The following is a 19,519-nucleotide window of genomic DNA, read 5'->3' on the forward strand; positions in this document are numbered from 1 at the left end:
TCGTCTTCAGCAGCAATTTAAAGTGTACCAGCCGGTTAGTTTTGCGTGCGATTATCGAACACTATGGCGTTTCGGCGAATTGACGATTTTTCGTCCACTGCCCACCATCGACGTCACATTGAGTCCGGAAATGAACCTTCGGTCGCAGTGCGTGCAAACAACACCACATAACAAATTCAAAAACGGGTGGAACAATGATTCCTTCACAGACTTCCCGCATGGCTCCGGCCATGAGCACTGCCACGGGTGGCATCGGCGACAAGATCCGCGGCGCCATGGCTGTCGGCAAGACCCGTTGGGGCATGCTGGCGCTGGTGTTTTTCGCCACGACCCTGAACTACATCGACCGCGCCGCCCTCGGCGTCATGCAGCCGATCCTCGCCAAGGAAATGAGCTGGACGGCGATGGATTACGCCAACATCAACTTCTGGTTCCAGGTCGGCTACGCGATCGGCTTCGTCCTGCAGGGACGCTTGATCGACCGCGTCGGCGTCAAGCGCGTGTTCTTCTGCGCGGTGCTGCTCTGGAGCCTGGCCACTGGCGCCCACGGCCTGGCGACGTCGGCCGTCGGCTTCATGGTCTGCCGGTTCATCCTCGGCCTGACCGAAGCGGCCAACTACCCGGCCTGCGTGAAAACCACACGCCTGTGGTTCCCCGCCGGTGAACGCGCAGTGGCCACCGGCATCTTCAACGCCGGGACCAACGTCGGCGCCATGTTCACGCCAATGCTGCTGCCGCTGATTCTTCACGTGTGGGGCTGGCAGGCGGCGTTCCTGTGCATGGCGGCACTCGGTGGGATCTGGCTGCTGTTCTGGGGCCTGAAATACTTCAACCCGGAAGACCATCCACGGGTGAAAAAATCCGAACTCGACTACATCCAGCAGGAAGTCGAACCGGAACAGGCCCGCGTACCGTTTTCACGCATCCTGCGCATGCGCGGCACCTGGGCGTTCGCCCTCGCCTATTCGCTGACCGCGCCGGTGTTCTGGTTCTACCTGTATTGGCTGCCGCCGTTTCTCAATCAGCAATACAACCTGGGCATCAACGTCACCCAGATGGGTATTCCGCTGATCATCATCTACGTGACGGCCGACTTCGGCAGTGTCGGCGGCGGCATTCTGTCTTCGTTCCTGATCGGTCGCGGCATGAACCCGATCAAGGCGCGGCTGCTGTCGATGTTCCTGTTCGCCTGCTGCATCATCGGCGTGGTCATGGCGGCCGGCTTGAGCAACCTGTGGGTCGCCGTCGCGGCAATCTCCCTGGCGATCGGTGCGCATCAGGCCTGGACCGCGAATATCTGGAGCCTGGTGATGGACTACACGCCCAAGCACATGATGAGCACGGTGTTCGGCTTCGGCGGCATGTGCGCCGCGATCGGCGGGATGTTCATGACCCAGATCGTCGGCCACATCCTGACCGTCACCAATAACAACTACACGGTGCTGTTCACCCTGATCCCGGCGATGTACTTCATTGCCCTGACCTGGATGTACTTCATGGCCCCGCGCAAGATTCCAGACGTCACCGAGTAACCTGCCTGCCCCCCCTCCCCCCTGTGGGAGCGGGCTTGCTCGCGAAAGCGGACTGACATTCAACATTGATGTTGACTGATCCACCGCCTTCGCGAGCAAGCCCGCTCCCACAGGGTTATGTATCTCTCTCACCTGCGGCTCTGCTGCCACGCCGCCGCCAAGCCGCTGCAACAGATCACCGCAATGCCGATCACCGTCAACAGACTCGGCGTGTGATTGAACACCACCCACCCCAATAGCCCGGCAAACACGATCTGGCAGTAGCCGAACGGCGCCAGCAACGCTGGTGCTGCGTGGCGGAACGCCTGGGTCAGAAACAGGTGCGCGGTCATCCCGCAGCTGCCCAGCGCCAGCATCAACACAGCGTGTGACCAGGTCGGCACTTGCCAGAAGAACGGCACCAGCGCACTCATCACCAGCGTGTTGCACAGACCGGCGAAAAAGTTGCTGGTGGTCGGACTGTCGACCTCACTGAGCTTGCGCGTCAGCAGTTGATAGAAGCAGAAAAACAACGCCGAGCAGAACGGCAGCAGCACCGCCGGGGTGAACAATTCACCGCCCGGGTGAACGATGATCAGCACGCCGATGAATCCACAGATCACCGCAATCCACTGCCCGCGCGTCACCCGTTCCTTGAGCAACGGCACCGACAGCGCCGTCACCAGCACCGGCGCGAGAAAGTTGACCGCCGTGGCCTCGGCCAGCGGGATGTACAACAGCGCCGTGGTGAAAAACAGACTGGTGCCGAGCAGGCACAGCGCCCGCGCCAACTGCCATAACGGCCGTTTGGTGCGCAGCACGCGCAACCCCGACTGTGGCAGGAAAATCCCCGCCATCAGCAAGGTGTGCACCAGATACCGCGCCCACACCACCATGATGATCGGGTAGAAGCCCGAAAGGTATTTCGACAGCGCGTCGTGGCTGGAAAACAGGAAAGTCGCCACGACAATCAGCAAGATCCCCTTGAAGGGTTGGTTGACACCAGAGAGCGGGGTGCTGACGGTCATTGGATATCTCTGAAGGAAAAATAAACAGTGGCGAGGACGCTGGCGCCCCGCCACAAAAACTGACTTACAACTGCGCCAACAATTCCCGCGTCCTGTCGAGCGCCATCTGCGCTCGTTGCAATCCGCTTACGCCCTGCTCCAGCAGTTTTACCGTGGGGATCTCCAGGCTCAGTGGAATATTAGCTGGCAGACTGCGCAACAAACCGTGCAGGTCACAATCGCCCTCGCCGGGAAACCGCCGCTCATTGCGCGCCTGACGCAAGATCTCGGCCATGTCCGCCGGTCGCGGTCCCGCCACATCACACAATTGCGCATAACGCAGGCGCGCAGGCGCGACGTGGGCCAGATCCTCCAGCCGTGAACCGGAGCGATCGAAATGAAAGGCATCGACCAGCACCGCGGCGTTTTCCCGGTCGGCATTGGCAACGATGCGCAACGCCTGCTCGAGGTTGCGCGCATCGGTCCAGGGCATGAACTCCAGATGCGGATGCAAACCGTAAGGCGCCGCCAGATCACACAACGCCGCAAAGTTGTCGGTCAGCCGATGCTCGTCAGGATCATTGCCGGCGACCAGTAATTCACTGGCGCCGAACTCCGCGCCGACGGCCAGCAGCCTCTCGAAATCGGCGACCACGGTTTGCGGTTTCAGACGCAGGATTTCCACATCGAGCACAGCGATGCCAGTGTCGCGCAAACGCGCCAACGTCTGACGCCGTAAGCCGCCATCGGCCACCAATGGAAAGTGATATTCCTCAGGCGTCGCCGGCTCCAGGCGCAGGCCGACATGGCTGTAACCGGCACGCGCCGCCACCTCGACCATTTGCGGCGGTGACAACTCGAGTACGGTGAGACTGGCCAGAGAAAGAATTCGCTCTTTCATGCTCAAGCCTCGACCGCTGCTGGGGAACAGGCACGACCGCTGGCTGCTGCCGCGCGAATCGCCTCGACCAGCGCCAATGTTCGCGCGGCATCGGCGGCACTGACCAAGGGTTCGACTTCACGCCGCGCGACCTGCACAAAATGCTGCAGCTGCAACCGCAACGCGTCCCCGGCCTCACACTGTTCTTGCTGCGCGATCAGCGGTTCGTGCCAGCCGGCATCGACTTGATCGGCAGCGTAATGCCAGCGCTTGAGTTGCGGAATGCTCAGCGCCCCGGCGGTTCCCGCCAACAGATAACACGGCTGATCGTCCTGACGCGGATAGACCGGGTTCTCCCCGGAGTTCAGCTCCCAGCTCCACGGCGCGGCAACCGCATCGGAACCGCTCAGCGTGCCCAGTGCACCGTCGGCAAATTGCAGTAACACAGCGACGCTGTCTTCGTTGGCAAACCCACGCACCGCGTTGTCGGCGACGGCCTGCACCGACTGCACTTCACCGCACAGGTGACGCAGCAGATCGAGGTCGTGAATCAGATTGGTCAGCAACAGGCCCGCCCCCGGTTCACGGCGCCACGGAACCTCGAAATATCGGTCGGGTTTGCGTAACTGGAACAGCGCGGTAACCGTGGTCAGCCGCCCAAGCGCGCCGCTGCGCAGCAATTGGTGGGCACGCACGATCAGCGGATTGTGCCGCCGATGATGGCCGACCAGCACCGGCACGCCACTACGTTTGACTGCCGCCACCAACTCACGCACCTCATCCAGGTGCACGCCGAGCGGCTTCTCCAGCAATACGGGAACCCCGGCGACGAGGCAATCCAGCGCCGTGCTGACATGCTGATTATTCGGATTGGCCACGATCACCGCGTCCGGCCGTACCTGCTCCAGCATCTGCCGGTGATCGGCGAAATACGCCACGCCCCACTGCGCCGCCAGCGCGGGAGCCTGCGGGCCGGGATCGGCCACTGCGCACAACCGGGCTTCTTCGAGGGTTTGCAGGTGCTGGTAATGCTGCTGGCCCATGTTGCCAGCGCCGATCAGGGCGATACGAAGGGGCGAAGTCAAGGTGCGATCCTCTTGTGATTGTTGTTGGAAATGTCACTCCAGCAACAATTTAGAACCACGTTCCACAATCCAACACCCAGTGGTGGGAAAACCGTGCGGACACCGCACAACTTTGTACTTGACGCTCAACCTGTAGGAGCTGCCGCAGGCTGCGATCTTTTGACTTTGATTTTCAAGATCAAAAGATCGCAGCCTTCGGCAGCTCCTACATAGGATCGGTCAGACGAACAATTCGGACGCCAGACTCGCCGCCGACAATTCCTCGGCGAACGTCACCAGCAAAGGCGCCAATTCGTGCAGCCGCGCGCCGGGCATCCGTGCGCTTGGCCCGGCAATGCTCAGTACACCGATTACCCGCCCGTCAACGGGATGCTTGACCACCGCGGCAATCGCCGAGGTGCCCACCGCCGAACTTTCCTCGACACAGGCATAACCCTGCTCCCGCGCCAGCCGCAGGCGCTCCAGCAGTTCGATATTGGAGCGCGGCGCATTCGGCCCGACGCCCACCGGCACTTCCACGCCCTGGCGTTCAACCAGCGACAACGCTTCGGCGTCGCTCATGCAGGCCAGCCAGGCGTGCCCGGAAGCGGTGTAGAACAGCGGCGCATCGCGACCCATGTCCGGGTCATAACGCAGGCCCGTCCGTGCGCCCTGCGCCTTGGCGATCCAGGTCTGGCGCTCGCCATCGATCACCCCCAGGCGCACCAGTTCGCCGGTTTCCTGAGCCAGTCGATCCAGCACCGGTTGCACGATGTCGGCACCGCTGCTCGACAGGTACTGAAACCCCATCGCCACCAGTTTGGTCGACAGGTGATAGCGCAAAGTGTCGGCATTCTGCCGCACGTAGCCCAGGCGAATCAGCTCCGCGAGCATCCGGTGAGTGGCACTTTTCGGGATGTCCAGTTGCTCGGCCAAGGTCTGCATCGGCAGCCCGCGCGGCGCACTGGTGAGGCTTTCCAGCACGCTGAAAACCCGTTCGATCTGACTGCCGGCCATGGGAAAATCCAAGTGAAATTTTGCCGATTCTAGAAGACATCCGAGACAAAGCGAAATCCGGAACTGGCTGTGCGATAACCGCCCACTTTACTGAACCATGCCTTGTTGCAACTGCATATCATTGGTTAATTTCTGGAACCAAATTCCAATAAAACCCAGCTGCGGAGCTTTGCCTGATGCCTGCCGAACTTCCCGAAATCGACTGCGACGTTCTGGTCGTCGGCTCCGGTGCCGCCGGTTTATCCACCGCGGTCACTGCCGCGTGGCACGGACTGAAGGTCATCGTGGTTGAAAAAGATCCGGTGTTCGGTGGTGCTACTGCGTGGTCCGGCGGCTGGGCATGGGTGCCGTGCAATCCGCTGGCTCGGCGCGCCGGCATCGTCGAAGACGTCGAGCAACCGCGCACGTACCTGCGACATGAACTCGGCGAGCATTACGACCCGGCAATGGTCGACGCTTTCCTCACTGCCGGGCCGCACATGGTGGCGTTTTTCGAACAGCACACTGCTCTGCAATTTGCCGACGGCAACGCTATTGCCGACATTCATGGCGATACACCCAGCGCCGGCACGGGCGGTCGCTCGGTGATCGCGGCGCCTTACGACGGACGAAAAGTCGGACGCCTGCTCAGGCGCCTGCGTACAACGATGCGCGAAACGTCCTTCATGGGCATGCCGATCATGGCCGGCGCCGACCTTTCGGCGTTCCTCAATCTCAGCCGATCATTGAAAGCCGCGTGGCACGTAACCCGTCGCTTTACCCAACACTTGCTCGATCTGGCGGTACATGGCCGGGCCATGCAATTGGTCAACGGTGTGGCGCTGGTCGCAAGGCTGGCGAAGTCCGCCGAGGACCTTGGCGTTTTGTTATGGGAGTCGGCACCCGTGACCGAACTGCTGCGCGATGAAGCAGGGGTTTGTGGGGCGCTGGTCAACAGCGCCAAAGGCCCGATCCGCATTCATGCACGCAAAGCCGTGGTGCTGGCCGCCGGCGGTTTTGCCAACGACATCAAGCGGCGCAAGGCCTTGTTTTCGCGCACGCCCACGGGTCATGAACATTGGGCGCTGCCGCCGCTGGCGGTGAACGGCGATGGCCTGCGCCTCGGCGAAAGCGTCGGCGCCACGGTCAACACCGACCTGGCGTCACCCGTGGCCTGGGCGCCGGTCTCGCAAGTGCCGCATGCTGACGGCAGCATCGGCCATTTCCCGCACATCATCGAACGCGGCAAACCGGGAATCATCGGCGTACTGCGCAACGGCCAGCGCTTCGTCAACGAGGCCAACGGTTACTACGACTACGTCAGCGCCATGGTCGCCGCCACGCCTGAAGGCGAAGAAGTCGCCTCGTGGCTGATCTGCAGCCGCGCCTTTCAACGGCGATATGGCCTGGGCATGTCGCGGCCATTTCCCGTTCCGGTGTCAGGGTTTATCCGCAGCGGCTATCTGAAAACCGGCAACACCCTTGAAGAATTGGCCAGTGCCTGCGGCATCGATCCCGGCGGATTACGCCGCACGGTGGATCACTACAACCTGCAGGCTCGCCTTGGCGAAGACCCGTTGTTCGGGCGCGGTTCCACGTCCTACAACCGCAAGCAGGGCGATCCGGCGAACCTTCCCAACCCTTGCGTTGCCCCAATAGAGGCCGGCCCGTTCTATGCCGTGAAAGTCCAACCGGGCTGCTTCGGTACCTTTGCCGGGCTCAAGGTCAACCCGCATGCGCAAGTGCTCGATGCCCATGCCCAGCCCATCGCCGGGCTCTATGCCGCCGGCGGTGACATGGCCAGCATCATGGGCGGGCACTATCCGGCGGGCGGAATCAACCTCGGCCCGGCGCTGACTTTCGGCTACATCGCCGCCCGGCATATCGCCGGCATCACTGCTTTCGAACAGGAGATCGACCATGCAGCACATCGTTAACGCCCAGGGTTTGAACATGCCGAAACTCGGCCTCGGCACCTGGCCGATGCTCGGCGACGAATGCACCCGTGCCGTCGAGCAGGCACTGGAACTCGGCTACCGGCACATCGACACGGCAGCGGCCTACAACAACGAAGACGCGGTCGGACAAGCATTGGCGAACACACCGACACCCCGCGAGCAGATTCATGTCACCACCAAGGTCTGGTGGGACCAGTTGCAACCCGACGCCATGCGCCACTCGATGGAACGAAGCCTCAAGGCTTTGCGCAGCGAGTACGTCGACCTGTTCATGATCCACTGGCCGAGTACCGATTGGGATCTGCCGCGCACTCTCGACACGTTGGCCTCGTTCCAGGAACAGGGTCTGGCGCGCAACATCGGTGTGGCGAATTTTCCGCTGCCGCTGCTGCGCACAGTCGTCGAGGAATATGGAATTGCGCTGTCAGCCATTCAGGTCGAGTACCACGTCCTCCTCGGCCAGAACGCCCTGCTCGACTACGCGCGCCAACACGACCTGGCGCTGACCGCCTACACACCGCTGGCGCGCAACAAGGTCTCGGACATTGCGCAGATTCAGCAGATCGCGAAAAAACACGGTGTGCTGCCGACTCAGGTGGCGTTGAAATGGCTGCTGGAACAGCCCAACGTCGCGGCGATTCCCAAGGCCAGCAGCCGGGCCAATCAACTGGCGAACCTGGCTTCGCTGCAGGTTGAACTGGACGCTGAAGACCACGCACTGATCGCCGCACTGCCGAAAAACCAGCGTCAGGTCAGCCCGGATTTCGCCCCGGTGTGGGATGCCTTTGATCGCTGACACACAGTGCGAAAGGAGAAATCCGTCAACGGATTGAATTAGTCGCCCACACGTTCGTCAATAACAGGCCCGCCCTCGTCACCCGAGGCCGGGCCTGTTTGCGTGTACGCCAATAGACGGACGACCGGACTGGCGCCACACTCCCACACCAGCAACACTCATCACCACGAACAGAAAAGAGGATTCCCACATGCTATGGAAAAAAGGCCGACGCAGTGACAACGTCGTCGATGCCCGTGGCGATGATAGCGGCGGCGGTGGTGGCATGCGGTTCGGTGGCGGCAAAGGCCTGAGCCTGGGGGCGATCCTGCTGATCGTCGGCATCGGCTGGATCACCGGACAGGATCCGTTGCAGATCCTCGGCCAGCTCACCGGGCAAATGACCGAACAATCGGCACCGGCTTCGACGCAAACCCGTCAGGCGCCACCAGCCAATGACCAGCAGGCCGAATTCGTGCGTTCGATCCTCGGCGATACCGAAGACACCTGGGGTGCGATTTTCCAGCAGGCCGGGCGCCAATATAAGGATCCGACCCTAGTGCTGTTCAGCAACCGGGTGAACTCCGCCTGCGGCCTGGCGACTTCTGCCACCGGCCCGTTCTATTGCCCGGCAGATCAGAAAGTCTATCTGGACATGGCCTTCTTTCAGGAAATGGCCCAGCGCTTCAAGGCCGCCGGCGACTTCGCCCAGGCCTACGTGATCGCGCATGAAGTCGGCCACCATGTGCAGACGCTGCTCGGCGTCTCGGCGAAGATTCAGACGGCTCGTCAGCAAGGTCGGCAGATGGAAGGCGACGGCGGTTTGCTGGTGCGTCAGGAACTGCAGGCCGACTGCCTCGCCGGCGTCTGGGCCTACAACGCGCAGAAGCGTTTGAATTGGCTGGAACCGGGCGATATCGAAGAAGCCTTGAACGCGGCCAACGCCATCGGTGATGATCGCCTGCAACAACAGGGTCAGGGCCGTGTGGTGCCGGACTCGTTTACCCATGGCACGTCGGCGCAAAGGGTGCGCTGGTTCAAAACCGGATTCGCTCAAGGCCAGGTCGGCCAGTGCGATACCTTCGCGGCGAAAAACCTGTAAATGCGCAAATGGCTTCTGGCTTTACTGATCATCGGCGGCAGCGCGCACGCGGCGGGCGTCGATGCCATCAGCTCCGGGCGTCTGCAATTCAAGGCCGGCGAAATGGCCGTGGGCATCGGCCCGGCGCCGGAAAAGATCGAACGGGTGCTGATCGTCATTCACGGTCGTCTGCGCAACGCCGAGACCTATCGCAAGAGTGCCGAGCGCGCCACCGAACTGGCCGGGCAAACCGCGCACACGCTGGTGATCGCGCCGCAGTTTCTCAATGAAAGCGACGTCGCCCTGTACTCCCTGCCCAACACCTTGCTGCGCTGGAACGGCAACGAATGGATGGGCGGCGGGTTATCCACAGGGCCGAATCCGCTGAGTTCCTACGCCGCGCTGGATGAAATCGTCGCCCGTGTCAGCGACCGCAAGCAGTTTCCGGACGTGCAGCAGATCGTGATTTTCGGCCATTCCGGTGGCGGTCAAGTGGTGCAGCGTTATGCCCTGCTGGCCAAGGAGCAACCGGCACTGAAGGCCAACGGCATTCGCCTGCGGTACGTGGTGGCCAATCCGTCGTCGTACGCTTATTTCAACGAACAACGGCCGGTAGCGTTCGATCATGCACAGTGTCCGGGATTCAATCGCTGGAAGTACGGGCTGGCAGACATGCCAGTGTACGCCGGTGGGCAAACGCCGTTGCAGCTTGAGAGCAGTTACATCAAACGCGAAGTGATTTATCTGCTGGGGCAGCAGGACATAGACCCGCAACATCCGGCGCTGGACAAGAGTTGCGCCGCCGAGGCGCAGGGCGCGTATCGGCTGGAACGCGGCAAGCTGTTTTTCGGCTACCTGCTGCGCCGGCATCCGGAAGGGGTCAATCAGCGGCTGGTTGAAGTGCCCGGGGTCGGGCATAACGGCGATGGGATGTTGACGTCGCCGGAGGGGCTGAAAGCGCTGTTTGATTAATGCCTTGTGGTGACTGTTGAGGCGCCATCGCGAGCAGGCTCACTCCTACAGGGGAAACGCATTCCAATTGTAGGAGTGAGCCTGCTCGCGATGAGGCCAGATCAGACAATAAAGATCTCAGGCCAAAAGCATCCGCCGCAACTCGACACAATCCTGCGCATGCCAGTCCGTCAGCTCCGGCCACGGATTGTCCGGCAGATTCACCAGCACCGTCCGTGCCCCGGCCGCCCGACCGCAATCCAGATCAAAGCGGTAATCCCCGACCATCACCATTTCGCTGGCCGGCACGCTCCAGGCTTCGGCCAGTTTCAGCAACCCGCCGGGATGCGGCTTCGGTGGCGCTTCATCGCGGCCCAGCACATCTTCCACGGCGAAGCAGTCGGCCAGGCCGATGGCGTCGAGCGTCACATGCGCCAGCTCCCGTGCGTTGCGCGTCAGGATGCCTAGCCGATAGCCGCGCCCGTGCAGGTCGCGCACCAGCTCCACCGCACCGACCGCCGGTTTCGAGCCCAGCGCCAGATCGCGCTCATGCTCCAGCAACCACGCGTGTTTCGCTGCGGCCTCCTCGGCCGGCAGCGCTGCAAGGTGGGTGAGAATGTCGTCCTCGGGCGGAATCGCCAGCGCCACGCGAATCGCCGCAAAGTCATGCACGGCGATGGTCAGGGTGCCGTCCATGTCGAACACCCAGTGCTTCACATCGCTCAGGCTCATGCCCAGTCCTTGCGGTGACGAATCAGGCCTTCCTGGGTCACCGATGCCACCAGTTGCCCGGCGCGGTTGTACACGCTGCCACGGGAGAATCCCCGGGAATTGCCGGCCCACGGGCTGTCCATCGCGTAGAGCAACCAGTCATCGGCGCGCAGATCGTTGTGGAACCACAATGCATGATCGAGGCTGGCGACCTGCATGTCTTTCTGCCAGACCGACTTGCCGTGCGGCAGCATCGAAGTGGTCAGCAGGCCGAAGTCCGAGGCGTAGGCCAGCAGGTATTTGTGCAGCGCCGGAATATCCGCCAGCGCACCGTCGGCACGGAACCACACATACTTCACCGGATCGGCCGGCTGCGGGTTGTACGGATCCTTTTCGGTGACCGGGCGCACTTCGATCGGTTTCGGGCACAGCAGTTTTTCGCGCATGTGTTCGGGGATCAGGTGCGCGCGTTGCTGGGTCAGTTCCAGCTCCGACGGCAGGTTTTCCGGGCCGACCACCACCGGCATCTGGCTCTGATGCTCGAAGCCTGCCTCGTCGTACTGGAACGACGCGCTGCAGGTGAAGATCGGGTGGCCCTTCTGGATCGCAGTGACCCGTCGGGTGCTGAAGCTGCCGCCGTCACGCACGCGATCCACCGAGTACACCACCGGCAACTTGGCGTCGCCCGGGCGCAAAAAATAGCCGTGCATCGAATGCACATGACGCGCCTCTTCAACCGTCTGACTGGCCGCCGACAGCGACTGACCGAGCACCTGGCCACCGAACAACTGACGGAAACCCAAGTCCTGGCTGCGGCCACGGAACAGGTTTTCCTCGATCGGCTCCAGGGTCAGCAGGTCGACCAGATCTTCCAACACTTGGCTCATTCAGACTCTCCTCACACAACGCTATGCCGCGCAGTCTTGGCTGCGGCGGCCCATTCAGGTTCTGGCGCGAGCCATTGTCGCGCCATTGTAAACGTCCGTGTCGGCTTAGCCATGCAAGGTCTGCAGCCATTGCTCCCGGGTGATGCGGTACAACAGATGCCGACGCAACGGGTGATCGACGGCAAGTTTGGGGTGATCGAAATCATCGGCCGGATCGTGATGCATGCCAATCGCCTGCATGACTTTCTCCGAGGGCAGATTGCTCTGGGCGGTGAAAGACACGATTTCCTTCAGCGATAACCGGTCAAAGCCGCAACGCAGAGCGGTCCAGGCCGCTTCACTGGCATAGCCCAGGCCCCAATGCTCGCGGGCCAGACGCCAGCCGATTTCCACCGCCGGGGTGAACGGGGCATCGAAACCGACCACACCCAGGCCAGTGAAACCGATGAACTCACCGCTGTCCTTGCGCTCCAGCGCCCATAATCCGAAACCGTGTTCGGCAAAATGTCCGCGCACCCGCCCAATGAGCGATGCACTTTCCAGGCGGCTCAAGGGCTGCGGAAAGTAACGCATGACCTGCGGATCGGCACACATCGCCGCAAATGCCGGCAAATCTTCGTCCTGCCATTGGCGCAGCAGCAATCGTGCACTTTCCAGTTGCAGTATCGGCTCCATCGTGCCCCTCCGTTTCCATGCCGCAAGTCTACATCGCTGGTAGGATCCTTCACTCTTTCCATCGTTCCTACATGAAGTCGCCATGCCACTGCCGCTGATCTATCACGAAGACTACAGCCCCGAGTTTCCGGCGGATCACCGCTTTCCAATGGACAAGTTCCGCTTGCTGCGCGATCACCTGGTCGACAGCGGCCTGACCCGCGACGCCGACCTGCTGCGTCCCGAGATCTGCCCCAACGACATCCTCGCCCTGGCCCATGACCGTCGCTATATCGAACGCTACATGAGCGGCGAGTTGTCCCGCGAAGACCAGCGGCGCCTCGGCCTGCCGTGGAACGAAGCCTTGGCGCGGCGCACGGTACGGGCGGTCGGCGGCTCGATTCTGGCGGCAGAAAAAGCCCTGGAGCATGGTCTGGCCTGTCACCTCGCCGGCGGCACCCATCACGCCCACTACGACTACCCGGCCGGGTTCTGCATTTTCAACGACCTGGCGATCATCAGCCATTACCTGTTGCAAAGCGGCCGGGTGAACCGGGTGCTGATCTTCGATTGCGACGTGCATCAGGGCGATGGCACCGCGCGGATCCTGCATGACACCCCGGAGGCGATCACCGTTTCCCTGCATTGCGAAAAGAATTTTCCTGCACGCAAGGCCGAAAGCGACTGGGACATTCCGCTGCCCAAAGGCATGGGCGATGGCGACTATCTGCAGGTGGTGGATGACACCCTCAACTACCTGCTGCCGCTGTATCAACCGGACCTGGTGCTGTACGACGCCGGGGTCGATGTGCACAAGGACGACGCCCTCGGTTATCTGCAGCTGACAGACGAAGGCGTCGCCGCCCGCGATGAAAGCGTGATGCGCCATTGCCTGGGCCGCGACATCCCGGTAGTCGGCGTGATCGGCGGCGGCTACAGCAAGGATCGCCACGCCCTCGCCCGCCGCCACGGCATCCTGCATCACAGCGCGCAACGGGTCTGGACGTCACACGGTTGTCACTAAGCTGTGCTGCGTTACCCACAATGGCTGTGGAACGGCCTGTGGATAACCTGAGCGAAAGGGACTACAGGCCATATCGAACATGGCCTGCAGCACGATGGTTATTTTTTAACCACATACTGAATTCACCTCGATCTCTTTGTAGGAGTGAGCCTGCTCGCGATGGCGGACCAACATTCAGCACTTATGTCGCCTGATAAACCGCCATCGCGAGCAGGCTCACTCCTACAAAGGTCTGCGCTGTTAGAATGCGCGCCTTATCCCGCCATACCGCAGCGCACGCCATGACCCAGACCTCCGCCCCCTTCCCCGCTCACGTCGCCATCATTGGCGGTGGCCCCGCCGGCCTGATGGCCGCCGAAGTGCTGAGCCAGGCCGGCGTGCGCGTCGATCTGTACGACGGCATGCCCTCGGTGGGGCGCAAGTTCCTGCTGGCCGGGGTTGGCGGCATGAACATCACCCACTCCGAGCCTTACCCGGCGTTCCTCGCGCGCTACGCCGAACGCGCGCCGCAGATCGCGCCCTTGCTGCGCGGCTTCGACGCCGACGCGTTGTGCCGCTGGATTCATGATCTGGGCATCGAGACCTTTATCGGCAGCTCCGGCCGGGTATTCCCCACCGACATGAAAGCCGCTCCCCTGCTGCGCGCCTGGCTCAAGCGCCTGCGCGACAGTGGCGTGGTTATCCACACCCGTCATCGCTGGCTCGGCTGGGATGAACACGGCGCACTGCGCATCAGCAGCCCCGACGGCGAAATCACCGTCAAACCCGATGCCACCCTGCTCGCCCTCGGCGGCGGCAGTTGGTCGCGCCTGGGTTCGGATGGCGCGTGGATGCTGCCCCTGGAGCAAAAAGGCGTAGGACTGGCGCCCTTGCAGCCGAGCAATTGCGGATTCGAGGTGCAGGCCTGGAGCGAATTGCTTGTCAGCAAATTCGCCGGCGCACCGCTGAAAAATGTCGCCATCGGTTTGAACGACGACGTGCCACGCTTGGGCGAATGCGTGATCACTGCGACCGGGGTTGAAGGCAGCCTGATCTACGCGCTGTCGGCACCGATTCGCGAGGCAATCAACGCGCATGGCTCAGCCACGGTGCACATCGATCTGTTGCCCGGCCGACCTGTGGATAAATTGCAGGCAGCGTTGAGCAAACCGCGCGGCTCGCGTTCGATGGCCAAGCATCTGCACAGTCAGGTCGGGATCGACGGAGTGAAAGCAGCGTTGTTGCGTGAATTGACTGACTCGGCAACCTTCGCTGATCCGGCGTTGCTGGCGCGGGCGATCAAGGCGTTGCCGCTGCCCCTGGTGAAAACCCGCCCGCTGGACGAAGCCATCAGCAGCGCCGGTGGCGTGACGTTTGAGGCGATGGATGAGCGCTTGATGCTCAAGGCGTTGCCGGGGGTGTTTTGTGCAGGCGAGATGCTGGATTGGGAGGCGCCAACGGGCGGATATCTGCTGACGGCGTGTTTTGCCAGCGGGCGGGCGGCGGGATTGGCAATGTTGGAGTGGTTGCAGAGTAAGGGCTGAAGACCGCGGCGCGCCCTTCGCGAGCAAGCCCGCTCCCACAGGAGATCTGCATTTCACTGAAGACCAATGTGGGAGCGGGCTTGCTCGCGAAGGCGCCTTTACAGACAGCGCATCAAATTAAGGCTTGCGCTTGCGTGGCCCGGTATTAAATACCGGCACTTTACGCACAGGCTTGATCGACGGCTCCGGCGCCTGGGTGTCACCACTGTCGACCCACTTGCCCAGATTGCGCTTGCCGCCACCGCCGCCGGACGTTTTCGGCTTTTTCGGTTTCTTCGGCTTCTTGATCACCTGACCGCTGGCGTCGGTATCCGGCACGCGGTGCTCGGGTTCGAAGTCAGGCTCGTTCTGGCGCTTCAAGGTCTGACGCGTGAGCATCTCGATTGCCGAGAGCATGTTCACCTCATCGGCGCACACCAGCGAGATCGCCTCACCGGTCGCACCGGCACGGCCAGTACGACCAATACGGTGGATGTAATCCTCGGCGACGATCGGCAGGTCGAAGTTGACCACCAGCGGCAGGTCTTCGATGTCCAGACCACGGGCCGCGACATCGGTCGCCACCAGAATCTGCACTTCACTGAGTTTGAAACGATCCAGCGCACGCTGACGGGTCGCCTGCGGCTTGTCGCCGTGGATACCGTCGGCGTTCACACCGAGGCCCTGGAGTTTTTCCACCAGCGCGTCCACTCCATTGCGGGTTTTGGCAAACACCAGCACCTGCTTCCACTTGTTCTTGCGCATCAGGTGCACGAACAGTTCCGGCTTGCGCTTCTTGTCCACCGTCACCACCCACTGCTTGACGGTGTTGGCCGCGACGTTGCGCGGGCTGACTTCAATACTCAGCGGATCGTTGAGCATCTGCCCGGCCAGCAGTCGGATGTCATCGGAGAAGGTCGCGGAGAACAACAACGTCTGGCGCTTCTTCGGCAACGCACGGTAGATGTTCGCCAGCTCTTCGGAGAAGCCGAGGTCGAGCATGCGGTCGGCTTCGTCGAGCACCAGGGTTTGCAACTGATTGAATTTCAGCGCGTTCTGACGGAACAGGTCGAGCAGACGGCCCGGTGTCGCCACCAGCAGATCGACGCCGCCGCGCAGCTTCATCATTTGCGGGTTGATGCTGACGCCGCCGTACACCGCGTAAGTGCGCAACGGCAGGTTTTCAGCGTACTGGCGCACGGATTCGTGCACCTGCTCGGCGAGTTCGCGGGTCGGCACCAGAATCAGCGCGCGAACCGAGTTGGCGGTGACTTTCGGCCCTTCCATGGCCAGCAACTGCAGCAGCGGCAAGGCGAAACCGGCGGTCTTGCCGGTACCGGTCTGGGCCGCAGCCATCAGGTCGCGACCGGCCAGCACGGCCGGAATGGCTTGCGCCTGAACCGGCGTTGGAGTCTGGTAGCCGAGCGTCTCAAGGGAGCGCAGCAAGGGTTCGATCAGGCCAAGGGTGGCGAAAGTCATGGGAGTACCGTAGGAAAATTCAGCGCAATTGTGCGACACGAGTGTGCAATGGCGCGCAGTTTACCCTAATTCACACGCTGTTCTGCTGGAACGGCGGTCTTCGGCGGCTCCACGACGAGCGGCTGCGCCGGCCGCCGCCACTGCGGCAGACCGATCAGCACCACGGCACTGATGATCACCAGCATCGCCAGCGCTTCTTCCATGCCGATGGTCTCGCCGACAAACACGATCCCCAGCAACACCGCCACCGCCGGGTTGACGTAGGCATAACTGGTGGCCGCCGCCGGACGCACGTGTTTGAGCAGGTACATGTAGGAATTGAAAGCGATGATCGAGCCGAAGAAGATCAGATAACCCAGGGCCAGCCAGCCCTCCATCGGTGGCAAGGCTTGCAGGTGCTCGCCGCTCACTGCGCTGCCGATCAACAGCACCACGCCGCCCACCAGCATCTCCACGGCACTGGCCATCGCCCCTTGCGGCAGCGGCAGGTGCTTGCTCCACACCGAACCGAACGCCCAGGTCGCCGCCGCAAAAATCAACAGCGCCGCGCCCATCGGACTCGATTGCAGGTTGGAACCCATGTTGAGCATGGCGATGCCGACAATCCCCAACGCCACCCCGGCCCACTCCAGGCGAGTATTGCGCGCGCCCCAGAAATACCCGAAGAGCAACGTGAACAGCGGCACCGTCGCCACCGCCAGTGCCGCCACGCCGGAAGCCACGCCAGTATGCTCGGCGACACTGACCGCGCCGTTACCGAAACTGAGCAGCAGAATCCCGATGATCCCCGCCGCTTTCCATTGCGCCCAGGTCGGCGCCGGTGCCCCGCGCCAGCGCAGGAAGGCGTACATCAGGCTGCCGGCAATCACGAAGCGCACCCCGCCGAGCATCAGTGGCGGCCAGTATTCGACGCCGAGGCGGATCACCAGATAGGTTGATCCCCAAATCACGTACAGCGCGAAAAACGCGGCGATCAACGGCAAGGAAAAACGGCGCAAGGCAGGCATGGGCAGCTCGACAGTCAGAGGCAGGGTGTGAATTATTCTAGAAAGGCCCGCGAGCAAAAATAAGCTACAAAACCTGTTTATCGCGCCGGTACACTTTTGAAACAACGGAGATCGACGGGATAAACCGCGATTTCGAAAGTCTGGCAATTTCAGGAGTCCGGCCTTGGACAAATACGACCGCATGCTGCTCAGCGCCCTGTTGGAAAACGGTCGCGCGTCCTATGCCGATCTGGCGCGCAAAGTGAACCTGTCCGCCCCGGCAGTGGCCGAGCGCGTGGCCAAGCTTGAAGCCGCCGGAGTGATCACCGGGTATCAGGCGAACATCGACCTGTCGAAAATCGGTTTGCCGATCCAGTGCATGATCGAATTGCGCCTGCACCAGAACGGCAGCCAGAAGGTCTACGACGAACTGGTGAAAATCCCGCAGCTGACCGAGTGCTTTCGGGTGACGGGCGATCCGTGCGTGATGATGAAGGGTGCAGTGGCGTCGATGACGGAGCTGGAAGAATTGATCAATCGCGTGGCGAAGTTCGGCTTCAGCAAGACCTCGATTGTGCTGTCGAGCGCGATCGAGAAGCGCGTGCCGCTCAGCCACATCGAAGGCAACGGTAAGTAATCAGGAACTCAGAAGATCCAAATGTGGGAGCGGGCTTGCTCGCGAAGAGGGAGTGTCAGACAACCTTTTGCCGAATGACACACCGCTTTCGCGAGCAAGCCCGCTCCCACAGGGGATTTTGGGTGACTTCGAGATCAGCAATAGCGCTGCAGGTGTTCGCTGACTTTGGCCGCCGGGACTTTCTGCAGTTTGCACAGCAGGTCATGGTTCAGCTCACGCACCCCATGCTTGTGCCGCAATTCTTCCGCCAGATGCGCCATCAGGTTGGCCGCCATCTCGGCATCCGCCATCGCCCTGTGCGCCTGGCCGGTGTGTGGCAGGCGGGCGAACGTGGTGAGGGTGCCGAGCTTGTGGTTCGGCGCCGCCGGCATCAGGCGTCGGGCAAGCAGCAACGAACAGGCGAAGTTCTGCAATCGAGTGCGTTTGATCCGCCCAAGCTCGAAGTCCCAGAACTTCTGGTCGAACGAGGCGTTGTGCGCCACCAGCGGGGTGCAGCCGACGAATTCGTTGACCTCTTCCATGACCCGCTCGGCCGAGGGTGCACTGCGCAACATGGCGTTGCTGATGCCGGTCAGTTGTTCGATGAACGCAGGAACGCGCACGCCGGCGTTCATCAGGCTCTGGTAACGCTCGACGATACGGCCGTTTTCCAGCATGACCACGGCGATTTCCGTGGCGCGGCAGCTGCTGTTCGGCGACAGGCCGGTGGTTTCAAAGTCGATGACTGCAATGCGTTCCAAACCGGGTTCAACTCCGTACAAATCAATTCTTGAGCAACGCTCAGTTTTTCAACAGCAGTGCGCCTTCAATCGGCACATAACGGCTGGCGGCGCGGATCAGCGAGTTGGCGGTCAGGCCCGGCACGCCATAGGCCACTGCCTGTACGCCGTGCTTGCTGATGATGCGTTCGAGCAGCATGTCGAAGTCGCCGTCACCGGAGGCCAGGACGATTTCGTCGACGTGGTCGGCGGCGTCCATAATGTCGAGGGTGATGCCCACGTCCCAGTCGCCCTTGGCCGAGCCGTCGCTGCGCTGGATATAGGGTTTGAGCTTCACGGTGAAACCGAGGTTGCGCAGGATCTGCTGGAACTGCTGCTGCTTGCTGTCGCCACGGTCGATTGCGTAGGCATAGGCCTCGACGATCTGCCCTTGCTTGCTAATGTCAGCCCACAGCGCGGCGTAGTTGAAGTGACAACCATAGGCCTGACGCACGGTGTAGTAGAGGTTCTGCACATCGGCGAACACTGCGATTTTTTTCACCGGGATTCCTGTGAGCGCATAGCGCACGAAGCGGGATCAGGCGCCGGGCCCGAAAAAGGCGCTCAGTATGCCAGCCCACAGGAAGGTGGCGCGAATAATCGACCCACCACTCCGGACGGATGGTGGATTGTGGTGAGGGGATTTATCCCCGATGGG

At 61.9% G+C, this 19,519-nt stretch carries 19 protein-coding genes; 8 read left to right on the plus strand and 11 right to left on the minus strand.

What is annotated here, in order from left to right:
* Positions 1 to 194: 194 nt before the first annotated feature.
* A complete protein-coding gene (locus tag ACM6I7_RS26670; protein ID WP_414889564.1) occupies positions 195 to 1,532 on the plus strand; it encodes an MFS transporter in 1,338 nt (445 codons plus the stop codon).
* Between the two features lie 128 nt (positions 1,533 to 1,660).
* Here ACM6I7_RS26670 and ACM6I7_RS26675 read toward each other — a convergent pair whose 3' ends face one another.
* The 4 genes from ACM6I7_RS26675 to ACM6I7_RS26690 form a co-directional block, all read right to left on the minus strand.
* On the minus strand, positions 1,661 to 2,539 hold the full coding sequence (locus ACM6I7_RS26675) for a DMT family transporter (RefSeq protein ID WP_047602585.1): 879 nt from the start codon (positions 2,537 to 2,539) through the stop codon (positions 1,661 to 1,663).
* A gap of 64 nt (positions 2,540 to 2,603) precedes the next feature.
* A complete protein-coding gene (locus ACM6I7_RS26680) occupies positions 2,604 to 3,419 on the minus strand; it encodes a sugar phosphate isomerase/epimerase family protein (RefSeq protein ID WP_414889565.1) in 816 nt (271 codons plus the stop codon).
* A 2-nt stretch (positions 3,420 to 3,421) separates the two neighbouring features.
* The gene (locus tag ACM6I7_RS26685; protein WP_414889566.1) at positions 3,422 to 4,483 is read right to left on the minus strand and encodes a Gfo/Idh/MocA family protein; all 1,062 of its coding nucleotides are present in this window, start codon (positions 4,481 to 4,483) and stop codon (positions 3,422 to 3,424) included.
* Positions 4,484 to 4,702: 219 nt separating this feature from the next.
* Positions 4,703 to 5,479: an IclR family transcriptional regulator gene (locus tag ACM6I7_RS26690; protein ID WP_414889567.1), complete on the minus strand. Its 777-nt coding sequence runs from the start codon at positions 5,477 to 5,479 to the stop codon at positions 4,703 to 4,705.
* A gap of 176 nt (positions 5,480 to 5,655) precedes the next feature.
* Here ACM6I7_RS26690 and ACM6I7_RS26695 point away from each other — a divergent pair, with 176 nt between their 5' ends.
* From ACM6I7_RS26695 to ACM6I7_RS26710, 4 genes are all read left to right on the plus strand, one after another.
* Positions 5,656 to 7,395, plus strand: coding sequence for an FAD-dependent oxidoreductase (locus ACM6I7_RS26695; RefSeq protein ID WP_414889568.1), 1,740 nt, complete (start codon positions 5,656 to 5,658; stop codon positions 7,393 to 7,395).
* Complete coding sequence (locus tag ACM6I7_RS26700) at positions 7,379 to 8,212, plus strand: aldo/keto reductase (RefSeq protein ID WP_414889569.1); 834 nt, start codon at positions 7,379 to 7,381, stop codon at positions 8,210 to 8,212. Before ACM6I7_RS26695 ends, ACM6I7_RS26700 begins: the two co-directional genes overlap by 17 nt.
* Positions 8,213 to 8,402: 190 nt before the next feature.
* Positions 8,403 to 9,293, plus strand: a complete 891-nt coding sequence (locus ACM6I7_RS26705; protein ID WP_414889570.1) for a neutral zinc metallopeptidase — start codon at positions 8,403 to 8,405, stop codon at positions 9,291 to 9,293.
* A complete protein-coding gene (locus tag ACM6I7_RS26710) occupies positions 9,294 to 10,244 on the plus strand; it encodes an alpha/beta fold hydrolase (protein WP_414889571.1) in 951 nt (316 codons plus the stop codon).
* A gap of 117 nt (positions 10,245 to 10,361) precedes the next feature.
* Here the strand turns inward: ACM6I7_RS26710 and ACM6I7_RS26715 are convergent, their stop codons facing one another.
* The 3 genes from ACM6I7_RS26715 to ACM6I7_RS26725 all read right to left on the minus strand — a co-directional run bounded on the left by ACM6I7_RS26715 (position 10,362) and on the right by ACM6I7_RS26725 (position 12,496).
* The gene (locus ACM6I7_RS26715; RefSeq protein WP_414889572.1) at positions 10,362 to 10,955 is read right to left on the minus strand and encodes an HAD family hydrolase; all 594 of its coding nucleotides are present in this window, start codon (positions 10,953 to 10,955) and stop codon (positions 10,362 to 10,364) included.
* A complete protein-coding gene (tesB, locus tag ACM6I7_RS26720) occupies positions 10,952 to 11,821 on the minus strand; it encodes an acyl-CoA thioesterase II (RefSeq protein ID WP_003228466.1) in 870 nt (289 codons plus the stop codon). The genes ACM6I7_RS26715 and tesB overlap by 4 nt, the downstream gene beginning before the upstream one ends.
* A 105-nt stretch (positions 11,822 to 11,926) precedes the next feature.
* Entirely contained in the window at positions 11,927 to 12,496 is a 570-nt protein-coding gene (locus ACM6I7_RS26725; RefSeq protein ID WP_095139254.1) for a GNAT family N-acetyltransferase, read from the minus strand.
* Between the two features lie 82 nt (positions 12,497 to 12,578).
* Here ACM6I7_RS26725 and ACM6I7_RS26730 point away from each other — a divergent pair, with 82 nt between their 5' ends.
* Positions 12,579 to 13,499 (plus strand): histone deacetylase, encoded by a 921-nt coding sequence (locus ACM6I7_RS26730; RefSeq protein WP_414889573.1) that lies wholly within the window; start codon positions 12,579 to 12,581, stop codon positions 13,497 to 13,499.
* Positions 13,500 to 13,780: 281 nt separating this feature from the next.
* Complete coding sequence (locus ACM6I7_RS26735) at positions 13,781 to 15,022, plus strand: TIGR03862 family flavoprotein (protein WP_414889574.1); 1,242 nt, start codon at positions 13,781 to 13,783, stop codon at positions 15,020 to 15,022.
* Between the two features lie 117 nt (positions 15,023 to 15,139).
* Here ACM6I7_RS26735 and ACM6I7_RS26740 read toward each other — a convergent pair whose 3' ends face one another.
* Both ACM6I7_RS26740 and yedA read right to left on the minus strand, forming a co-directional pair.
* A complete protein-coding gene (locus ACM6I7_RS26740) occupies positions 15,140 to 16,480 on the minus strand; it encodes a DEAD/DEAH box helicase (protein ID WP_115986815.1) in 1,341 nt (446 codons plus the stop codon).
* A gap of 65 nt (positions 16,481 to 16,545) precedes the next feature.
* On the minus strand, positions 16,546 to 17,487 hold the full coding sequence (gene yedA, locus ACM6I7_RS26745) for a drug/metabolite exporter YedA (protein WP_414889575.1): 942 nt from the start codon (positions 17,485 to 17,487) through the stop codon (positions 16,546 to 16,548).
* A gap of 163 nt (positions 17,488 to 17,650) precedes the next feature.
* Between yedA and ACM6I7_RS26750 the strand changes: the two genes are divergently transcribed.
* Positions 17,651 to 18,103 carry an Lrp/AsnC family transcriptional regulator gene (locus ACM6I7_RS26750; RefSeq protein WP_027612871.1) on the plus strand — a complete coding sequence of 151 codons (453 nt, stop codon included), beginning with the start codon at positions 17,651 to 17,653 and terminating at the stop codon, positions 18,101 to 18,103.
* Between the two features lie 134 nt (positions 18,104 to 18,237).
* Here ACM6I7_RS26750 and ACM6I7_RS26755 read toward each other — a convergent pair whose 3' ends face one another.
* A complete protein-coding gene (locus ACM6I7_RS26755; RefSeq protein WP_414889576.1) occupies positions 18,238 to 18,843 on the minus strand; it encodes a PolC-type DNA polymerase III in 606 nt (201 codons plus the stop codon).
* Between the two features lie 40 nt (positions 18,844 to 18,883).
* Entirely contained in the window at positions 18,884 to 19,363 is a 480-nt protein-coding gene (locus tag ACM6I7_RS26760) for an NYN domain-containing protein (RefSeq protein WP_007963710.1), read from the minus strand.
* Positions 19,364 to 19,519 lie beyond the last annotated feature (156 nt).

This window comes from Pseudomonas sp. IT-93MI4 (assembly GCF_949767635.1).
Classification (GTDB): domain Bacteria; phylum Pseudomonadota; class Gammaproteobacteria; order Pseudomonadales; family Pseudomonadaceae; genus Aquipseudomonas; species Aquipseudomonas putida_A.